This is a genomic window from Brucella sp. HL-2, from assembly GCF_025846885.2.
Classification (GTDB): Bacteria; Pseudomonadota; Alphaproteobacteria; order Rhizobiales; family Rhizobiaceae; genus Brucella; species Brucella quorumnocens.
On sequence record NZ_JAOYTK010000046.1, the window covers coordinates 1 to 9,519 of the forward strand.

Consider the following 9,519-nt stretch of genomic DNA (forward strand, 5'->3'; position numbering starts at 1 on the left):
TATGACGAGCTGTGGAGAGCCCTCGGCTCCGTCTGCGATCTGTTTTCGCCACAAGAGTGCCGAAACTTCTTCAAAGCAGCTCAATGTGTTGCATGATTAGCGCCCGACGCTCTAAAGCCATACGCATCCCCCAAAAATCTCAGATCAATTGGCGTTGCAGAAAGGTTAGGCGGAATTCTCGATCTGACAGCTCCCAGAGACGATCTGGAAGACGTTGTGTATCGTTACGCTAAGGCATGAGAGGTGTCTTCGTTCTGACAGCAATGCTAAGAACCCCAAGGGAAAACCTCAGTCTGGTGTCGCGCCGAGCATCCTTGTGCTTGAAAAGCGCAAAAATAAGCTCTTTAAATTCTTTCTCGTCCGGTTCTCGTATTTGTCGCAGTGACAATCTCACCAAGGGATGAGATGAGCGATTATGAGCCTCAAAGCCAGAATAGTCGGCAACAAGTTTGAAGCTGCCCTTTGGGCGGCATCAATCGCGCTCGTCATTCTGTTTCAGGGGATCATAACCTCTTACGCGCAAGCCTCGATGGTTGCGTGGTCGAACGGCCAAACTTCAGTCATTTGCTCGATCCATGACGGTCAAACCAATGGCGATGAAGCTCCGCTAAAGGACCTTGCGCGTTCGTGCTGTTCGGCACTTTGTCAAGCCGCGTGCGCTGTTGGTGCTGGCCTCGCTGCTCAAACACTGTCGTTTGCCTACCACGCATTATTTGTTGCCCGTTATCATGTCGTGCGGCTCGTGGTTCACGGTCCGCCAAATTCTCTGGGCCAAACCTATCTCCCTAGAGGACCACCTGCACTTCTCAGCTGATGCATGGATCAATTCCGGCGCTATGCAGCTTGCGCGTTCTAGAGCATTTCCTGTTTAAGATGAATTGCAGAAAATGTTCTATCTATTTGTTTTTACGTATGTCTTTAACCCAAAACAGGTTCCCACTTTTGGGAGACATGCTCAAGCGTACATCTCGAAAAGCGTGAAGCGGTTTTCGGATAGGATGTGCTGTAAACAAACACTTGAGAAGCGCAGTTGCCTATCGTCCGGCTTTTTCACACAGGCTGGAGATGCCAATGTTTTCTTTTTATTTATCTGCAGACGCTGCACGAAATGAGGTGCAGCCATGACCGATGCCATATTGCCAAAAGCACAATCAAAGAGCTGCTCTGTTGAGGCAACGCGCGTTGCCGGTTCGAGTTTAAAGGCCTTCATCACCAGACTGCACTTTTATGTGGGTCTGTTCGTTGGGCCATTCATCTTGATTGCCGCGATCACAGGCACACTTTATGTGCTGACGCCGCAACTCGAAGACATGATCTATCGTGATCAATTGCGCACATCGTCATTAGGCACTGTGCAGCCATTGGCTGATCAGGTTAAGGCTGCCCGCGATTTTATCGGTGACGATCCGAGGCTGTTTGCTATCCGTCCATCGACAGGTCCGGGCTGGAATACGCGCGTTATGTTCATCGAGCCGGATTTAGGAGAATCTGAAACTCGAGCAATTTTTGTCGATCCAATAACGCTGGCAATCAAGGGAGATCTTGTCGTCTATGGCACGAGCGGCGTATTGCCGTTGCGTGCGTCTATCGACTATTTACATCGCAATCTGATGCTCGGAGATTTTGGCCGCTATTATAGCGAACTTGCCGCTTCCTGGTTGTGGGTCGCAGCGCTCGGCGGTGTTCTGCTATGGTGGTGGAAGCGGGATGTCCGGCGTAGTTCAAACGCCAAAGAAAATGCGCACTTGCGTACGCGGCGTCTGCACAGTCAGATTGGCATCTGGATCGCTGTAGGTCTGGTTTTTCTTTCGGCGACTGGCATGACATGGTCGCAATTAGCAGGTGGGCGAATTGACGATTTTCGTGCGGCAGTCGGTTGGATAACACCGTCTGTTTCGACCGCTCTTGATAAACCCGCTGTGGCTGCCGACCAGCATGCCGAACACCGTGATCATGGTAGTCAACAGGACCACAGTGCCGCTGCATCGACAATCGATTATGTCAGCCAGCTTGACGCTGTAAATCTCCTGTCGCGGCAATCCGGTCTTCAGTCGCCAATGCTGGAAATTCGTATTCCGCGAAATGCTGATCAAGCTTGGCTGGTCCGCGAATATGACCGCTCCTGGCCTACGCAGGTTGACACGCTTGCTATCGACCCGCGCGATATGGCGGTAATCAGCAGGGCCGATTTTGAAACATTCCCGATCATTGCCAAGCTCATTCGCTGGGGAATTGATCTGCACATGGGTGTTCTGTTCGGCGTTGCCAATCAGATTGTTATGGCTTTGTTGGGCTTGGCGCTGATTGGCATGATAATCTATGGCTATCGCATTTGGTGGCAGCGGCGACCGCCTGCGGGTTCTATGCCGCGAACCCTGATCCAAAGCTGGCTCTATCTCAAAGTGCTGCAGAAGCTGCTGGTCGTGCTGATCGCGGTTGTGATTGGTTGGGCTTTACCGATGATTGGTCTGAGCCTGATCGCATTTTTGCTGATTGATCTTGTGCGCTGGAAATTTGGTGGTCGGAAGGCTTTGAAAGTATGAGTAAAAATAGCACCGACAATATTGTCGGTGCCATTTTTTAACTCGCAGGACGCGGTGGCAGACCTGCGCGAGCGCGCATCTTATCAAGCAAAGCCGCTGCAATCGGCTCATAGTTTTCATCGAAATGATGACCGCCGGACAGCTTCATAAGGTCAGCACCTTTAAGCTCTGGCGCTGTGCAGGCAGTATCATCTTCTTCTTCGCCATAGACGCAGACAACGCGATCAAGCGGGATGGTGGTAATAGCTGGTACGACGTCCTTATCGCCATCCATACCAAGCCAGCCTTCAATAGAAACCTGGAATGTCGTGGTGGTTTCAACGCCGAGAAGCCCCACCATCTTCGTGCGGTCTTGCAGGGCTGGATCGAGATATTTCCACGCAAATGGGAATGTATCAGCTCCGAAGGAATAGCCAAGAATGGTAACCGGCAATTTGCCGGTCGGATCGGCCTTCTCGATCATCGCCGTTGTGTCTCGAGCAATTTCTTCAGGCGTGCGTTCGGACCAGAAATAACGCAGAGAGTCGACGCCGATGACATGAACGCCATTGGCTTGTAGCCACTCGCCAATTGATTTGTCGAGATCGCGCCAGCCGCCATCGCCTGAATAAAAAACGGCCACCATATCGCTTTTGCCGCCCTTTGCGGGAAGGTCAACGATTGGCAACGCTTCGTTCTTTGCATCCTGATCGGCCATAGCGACGACGTTATCGACCGCCATCTTCATGCGTGCCGGGAAGTCCGACCCGGATTGCAGCACGGCAATCTTTTTCTGACGTGCATCGACAGGATTATTCACGGGCGAGCCTATCGGCCCAATCACAAGTGTCGGGGCGGGCATATTCGCTTCATAGCCGTAGGTGAAGCCGCCACCAGGCGCTTTGGTGGCTTCTGCCGCTTCGGTACAGGAGGGCAGGCGCGTTTTCGCAGGTGTAGGATCAAGAACAATAGCGCCTGCGATGGTCGCATCAGGTGAATCTGACGCTGCTGCATAGGCAATCGTTGCACCCTGACCAATGCCAGTTACGACGGGATGGAAATAAACGTCAAGATCAAGTCCGCGAAGGGCTTCTTTAGCAATAGCTTCAAAATCGGAGTCGAGATAGTTGCACTCGCCATCTTCCTTATCGAGCGCTGCCCGCCACGGACCAAGCTCGACGGGCAAAACGATTATGTTTCGCGCCAGCATCGCATCCATATAACTGCGTTCTTTGTCTCCGACGCCGCTTTCATCACTCAACAGGATGGCAAGACCGACCGGATCGCCTTTCGGCATATAAACCGGAATATTTGAAAGCCGCTCGGCGCTTGCATGAATGACAGGCTCATCGGCATTGAAGAACTGTGCCCATTGGCGTGCAATCTTGCCGGGATGAAGTGCCGCATAGGCACCTGCACCTCCAATCAGCGCCAACCCAAGAACAGTTAAAAGAATGCGTCGCTTCTTCATTTGCGGATGAACTCCAGAGGGCTACCATTGATCAGAGTTGTGGCATCGATAAGAGCACGGGGTGTTTCCAGACCACCGGGACAAACCATATAATGTGGGGTCCAGATCGGGTCGAACTTCTCTTTGAAGGCCTTGAGGCCGTCGAAATGGTAGAGGTCCGCACCACGTCGATAGATAAACGAGCCGAAACGATTCCAGCGTGAAGCAAGTCTGCTGCGGTTTAAGCCAGAGAGCGGTGCCGCGCCCAGATTGAACCATTTATAGCCTTGATCCTTACTATACATAAGCAACTTGGCAAAAAGTGCGTCCATCAGAAGCTTGTGCACGTCGGGCATATAACGCATGAGGTCTACTGTGATTTCGTATTTGTCGGCCCCACGCCACAAGTTTGCGAAGGCAACAATCTCACCGTCTTTTTTCATCACGGCAACATCGAAGCGCTCCATGTAATCATCATCGAAATAGCCGAGTGAAAAGCCCTTTTCGCTGCCGGACTTATGATCGAGCCATGCATCGGAGATTTCGCGCAGGCGAGGGACGAGGGACGGCACATCTTTCACGTCGATGACGTCAAAGGTCAGTCCGTCCTTGTCGACCTTGCGGTCAGCATAGCGGAATGGTTGACGGCGAGGACCTTCAAGCGAGAAATCAGTCAGATCGACGCGAGCAACTTCGCCGAGCTTCAGCGCGACCAATCCCATATCCAGAAACAGCGGCAGACTGTCAGGGCCAACACCATAAAACACCGTGCGCAATGCCATTTTGTCGGCAAGGCCGTGGAACGACCACGCGAGTTCTCTGGCAGCTTTTTTGTCTCCGATAGGTTCACCCAAGGCGATCAGGCTACCACCGGATTGCGCATACATAATGAACGCGTTGTTATCGGGTGCGAGCAAGAATTGTTTGTCGCCAAGCATCGCAAGTGCTGCATCTGTGTGCGGGCATGCTGCCACAAGTGCAGGAACTGCCTCTGGAATAGAATAATCGCGTTTGCGCTTGCGCTGGCTGTGCCGGTTGATCATTGAATGAAGACCGACTGCTGCGACGACTGCGAAGACCAGAACGGTCGCACGCAGGAAGCGTGGCGCATTGTCATTCCATGCAAAATCCCACCAGAGGTCATTGGAATATTCAACATGTCGATAGACGAAGAAGCCAAGCCACGTGGAAACAATAACGGTGGTACCGACGGATGTAATCCAGCTCCAGCTCAGTTCAAACGGGCCTGAGATCGGGCGACGGTAGAAGGAATCGCGAAAACCCCACAAGGCAAAGGCAAAAAGGCAGAGGATGGTTGCTTCTTCCCAGTCCAAGCCTTTTGTAAGTGAGAAAACTGCGCCGAAAAGCAGAAGGACGAGGGCCGCGATCCACGCGCGTTCAAGCCGTTTGAATAGGCCACGTGCGACGATGAGCAGAGCGACACCCACAAGACTTGCTGCAAGATGCGATGTTTCGACGAAAAATTCCGGCACCACGTCGGAGAGAATTTTTACCCGGTACCGCATATCCGGAGTTGCGCCCGACACCAGCAGAATAATGCCGCCGAGGAATATAATACTGGCGGAAAGTCCAGGTATCAGAGGTTCGACAAGGCGCTTGGCAAACTTGGCTTGCCGTCCAAGCATCTGCCTGCGCCGCATGATTTCCCATATTAAAATGCCTGCTGTGGCGACCACAAGCGGCATAACCGTATAGATCACACGATAAGCAAGAAGAGCCGCGATAGCATCGGGTTGCCCGCCGATACCGAGACCAGCGATGATTGTGGCTTCAAAAGCGCCAAGCCCGCCTGGCGCATGACTTGCGATGCCGAGCACAATGGCGATCACATAGACGAGCGCGAAGACTGCAAAGCTTGGAACTGCATCCTGTGGCATCAGCACATAGAGTGTTGCTGCCGCAGCGCCGACATCGACAAGACCTGCAAAAATCTGTGTAGTCGCACCCTTGGAGTTAGGCAGGCGCAAGCTTAACGAGCCAAGGCGCAGTGTACGCTCTCCATGGGAAAGCCAGTAGATGAGCCAGCCGATACCGCCCAGAATGATGATGCCTGCAACAATATCCAGACGAGAGTCGATCGTCGAAATCCACGGTACATCCTGTGGGTCGATAAGAAGGGCTGCTCCCACCATGATGATGAGCGCAAACCAGATGGCAAACCAGGACGTGCCGACGATCTTGCCGATGTCAGCAAGGCTGATGCCTTCAGCGGCATAAATCCGATAGCGAAGCGCACCACCAGTCAGAAGCGAGAAGCCAATCGCATTAGAAATCGCATAGCCAGCAGCCCCTGCCACCGCAGCGATACGGCGTGGGATTTGGTTGGGCGCAATCGTGTCCACCGCAACCACGTCATATAGCGCCACGGCTGCATAGCTGAGCATCGTGAAAAATACAGCGAGCCCAATGGACGTCCACGAAATTGCATGAAGTGCCTCAAGCGTGTCCTTGCGTGAGGTATTCTGGAGCAGATTTTCCAGAACATAGATTGCCAGCAGGGCAATGGCGATGCCCGCTATGGGAAACAGAAAATGCTGGTATCGCTTCAGCAATCCGAAAGACTTATTCTGTCTAGTGGATGCTGAAGAAGGTTCTTCATTATCAATTAAGCTCATCGGAGCGTCGTCCAGTTGGAGCAATCTAAAATTGCGCAAGTGATCCTGATTTAGGGCGAACTTATGTTCGAGCGAGATGCCGCATTGAAAATATTCAAAGTAATGCCGAAGTTGGGTTATAAGGCCAGCAAACGGCGTTCGCCGCAAGCATTTTGAGGAAAGTCGGAAAGTTAGATATATTTTCCCTACTTTGTTCAAAAACAAATCAATAGAATGACTTATCTGGTTTAGATGAGAAATGTTCTATATGAAAACGAGGTTTTGGTGCTCAGTGTTTCTTATCTGACGGCTGCCGGTGCGGGTGCGCTGTCGTTCTTATCGCCTTGCGTTCTACCGCTGGTTCCACCCTACCTATGTTATATGGCGGGTGTGAGCGTTGAGGATTTTCGCGCTGAAAAAGAATCACGCGTTGCTGCCGCTTCCTTGCAGCGTCGCTCACTGGCATTGGCTGCGATCTCATTTGTGCTTGGCTTTACCACAGTTTTTGTAGCGCTTGGTGCTGGTGCTTCGTCCATTGGCGCGTTCTTGCGCATGTGGCAGCAGGAAGTCGCCATGGTGGCGGGTGTCGTCATCATTTTGATGGGCCTTAATTTCCTTGGCGTTTTGCGGTTTTCGTTTCTTTCCCGCGAGGCCCGTTTTCAGGCGCGAAGTGCGCCCGCAACGCCATTGGGTGCGTATGTCATGGGCTTGGCATTTGCGTTCGGTTGGACCCCTTGTATAGGCCCGGTTCTAGGACCAATTCTCACACTGGCGGGTGGAAGCAGCACGGTGATCGAAGGCGCTGCCCTTCTGGCCGTTTATTCGCTGGGCTTGGGAATTCCTTTTTTGTTCGCCGCCCTTTTTTCCGGCGCATTCATGCGGTTTTTGTCGAGGTTCCGCGTTCATCTTGGCAAAGTTGAGAAGGTTATGGGCGCTCTTCTCGTTATTGCCGGTGTCCTTTTTCTTACCGGCGGCATGCAGTCGTTTTCATTCTGGTTGCTTGAGACCTTCCCGGCCTTAGGTCGATTGGGATAAGCAATCTGTAAGTTTCCATATACGCTTTAATGCTATGAGCAGATGAGCCTCAATATTTCTGGACGATACAATGACAGACCGTACCTGCCTTTCCATCGTGCTTGCCGCTGGCGAAGGCACGCGTATGAAGTCGAGCTTGCCGAAAGTACTCCATCAGGTGGCAGGGCTTCCGCTGGTCTGCCATGTGGTGAAGGCTGTTCAGGGCACCGGCAAGAGCGATGTTGCGCTGGTCGTCGGGCGTGGCGCGGATAAAGTGCAGACGGCTGTCGAAAAAGTTGCTGATGCTGTTTCCTCTTTTGAGCAGACCGAGCGTTTGGGCACTGCTCATGCCGTGCTGGCAGCGCGTGACGCTATTGCGCGTGGCTATGATGATCTGCTGATCGTCTTTGGGGATACGCCGCTTATTGAAGCGCAATCGCTGCAGGCTGCACGCGGTAAACTCGCAGAGGGTTCTGATGTCGTCGTGATTGGTTTTCGTCCGGCCAGTCCGCAAGGCTATGGTCGATTGATCGAAGAGAATGGCAAGCTGATTGCTATTGTCGAAGAAAAAGAAACAACTGACGCTCAAAAGAAAATCGGCTTCTGTAATGGTGGGCTTATGGCTGTGCGTGGTGCGCATGCGTTGGCCTTGCTTGACGCAGTTGATAACAAAAATGCCAAGGGCGAATATTATCTCACCGATATTGTGGGTTTGGCCCACAAAAAAGATCTGAATGTTACCGCACTTGAAGTGCCAGTCGATAATGTCATCGGCATCAACAATCGTGCAGAACTGGCGGAGGCAGAAAACATCTGGCAGAACCGTAAGCGTCTGGACATGATGCTGGCAGGTGTGACGCTGATCGCACCCGAGACCGTTTTCTTCTCGCATGATACATTGATCGAAGCCGACGTCATAATCGAGCCGAATGTATTCTTCGGACCTAAAGTCTGTGTTGCATCGGGCGCGCTGATCCACGCTTTCTCACATATTGAAGGCGCCAATATCGGCGAGAAAGCTGAGATCGGGCCGTTCGCACGTTTGCGTCCGGGCGCAAATCTTGGCGAAAAATCCAAAGTCGGAAATTTCTGTGAAGTGAAGAATGCTGAGGTCGGCAAGGGTGCAAAAATCAATCACCTGACTTATATCGGCGATGCGGTTGTCGGGGCATCGAGCAATATCGGTGCAGGTACGATCACCTGTAATTATGATGGCTATAACAAATATAAGACTGTGATCGGCGAAAACGCATTTGTTGGTTCCAACAGTTCGCTTGTTGCGCCCGTATCGATTGGTGACAATGCCTATATCGCGTCCGGCAGCACGATCACGGATGATGTGCCTGCCGATGCTCTGGCATTTGGCCGGGCTAGACAGGAAACCAAAAAAGGGCGGGGAAAGATCCTGCGGGAGAAGTATGCTGCCATCAAAGCGGCTAAAACGTCTTCGAAATAAATCGACGATTAGATGAAGAGAACGGCAGTCCCTTGGGTTGCCGTTCCGCGTTAGACTCTTTAAATCGCGGCTATACGCGTGAATATCGGATTTGGAGCACCCTATGTGTGGAATTATCGGCATTATTGGCAATAACGAGGTCGCACCGCGTCTGGTTGATGCGCTGAAGCGACTTGAATATCGCGGTTATGATTCTGCCGGCATTGCCACGCTCCAGAATGGTAAGCTCGATCGCCGTCGTGCGGAAGGCAAGCTCGTCAATCTCGAAAATCGCCTTACGGGCGAGCCACTTCCCGGGGTGATCGGCATTGGCCACACGCGTTGGGCCACCCATGGCAAGCCGGTTGAGCGCAACGCGCATCCGCACATCACCGCACGTCTGGCTGTGGTGCATAACGGCATTATCGAAAACTTTGCTGAACTGCGTACCATGCTTGAAGCCGAAGGGCGCAAATTCGAGAC

The 9,519-nt window shown here is 52.4% G+C and carries 6 protein-coding genes and 1 pseudogene; 5 read left to right on the forward strand and 2 right to left on the reverse strand.

Annotated features, from left to right (window positions below):
- The first annotated feature begins 415 nt into the window (after positions 1-415).
- Both OIV19_RS22935 and OIV19_RS22940 read left to right on the forward strand, forming a co-directional pair.
- Positions 416-814, forward strand: a complete 399-nt coding sequence (locus tag OIV19_RS22935; protein WP_264234169.1) for a hypothetical protein — start codon at positions 416-418, stop codon at positions 812-814.
- A gap of 307 nt (positions 815-1,121) precedes the next feature.
- Positions 1,122-2,543, forward strand: coding sequence for a PepSY-associated TM helix domain-containing protein (locus OIV19_RS22940; RefSeq protein ID WP_264234171.1), 1,422 nt, complete (start codon positions 1,122-1,124; stop codon positions 2,541-2,543).
- A gap of 37 nt (positions 2,544-2,580) precedes the next feature.
- Here the strand turns inward: OIV19_RS22940 and OIV19_RS22945 are convergent, their stop codons facing one another.
- Both OIV19_RS22945 and mprF read right to left on the reverse strand, forming a co-directional pair.
- Positions 2,581-3,993 carry a virulence factor family protein gene (locus OIV19_RS22945; RefSeq protein WP_264234174.1) on the reverse strand — a complete coding sequence of 471 codons (1,413 nt, stop codon included), beginning with the start codon at positions 3,991-3,993 and terminating at the stop codon, positions 2,581-2,583.
- Positions 3,990-6,608 (reverse strand): bifunctional lysylphosphatidylglycerol flippase/synthetase MprF, encoded by a 2,619-nt coding sequence (gene mprF, locus OIV19_RS22950; protein WP_264234175.1) that lies wholly within the window; start codon positions 6,606-6,608, stop codon positions 3,990-3,992. The genes OIV19_RS22945 and mprF overlap by 4 nt, the downstream gene beginning before the upstream one ends.
- Before the next feature lie 264 nt (positions 6,609-6,872).
- Here mprF and OIV19_RS22955 point away from each other — a divergent pair, with 264 nt between their 5' ends.
- From OIV19_RS22955 to OIV19_RS22965, 3 genes and pseudogenes are all read left to right on the forward strand, one after another.
- Positions 6,873-7,622, forward strand: coding sequence for a cytochrome c biogenesis CcdA family protein (locus OIV19_RS22955; protein ID WP_264234177.1), 750 nt, complete (start codon positions 6,873-6,875; stop codon positions 7,620-7,622).
- A gap of 70 nt (positions 7,623-7,692) precedes the next feature.
- On the forward strand, positions 7,693-9,057 hold the full coding sequence (gene glmU, locus OIV19_RS22960; RefSeq protein WP_264234179.1) for a bifunctional UDP-N-acetylglucosamine diphosphorylase/glucosamine-1-phosphate N-acetyltransferase GlmU: 1,365 nt from the start codon (positions 7,693-7,695) through the stop codon (positions 9,055-9,057).
- 103 nt (positions 9,058-9,160) lie between these two features.
- Positions 9,161-9,519, forward strand: a pseudogene (locus OIV19_RS22965) (glutamine--fructose-6-phosphate transaminase (isomerizing)); the annotation flags it as partial.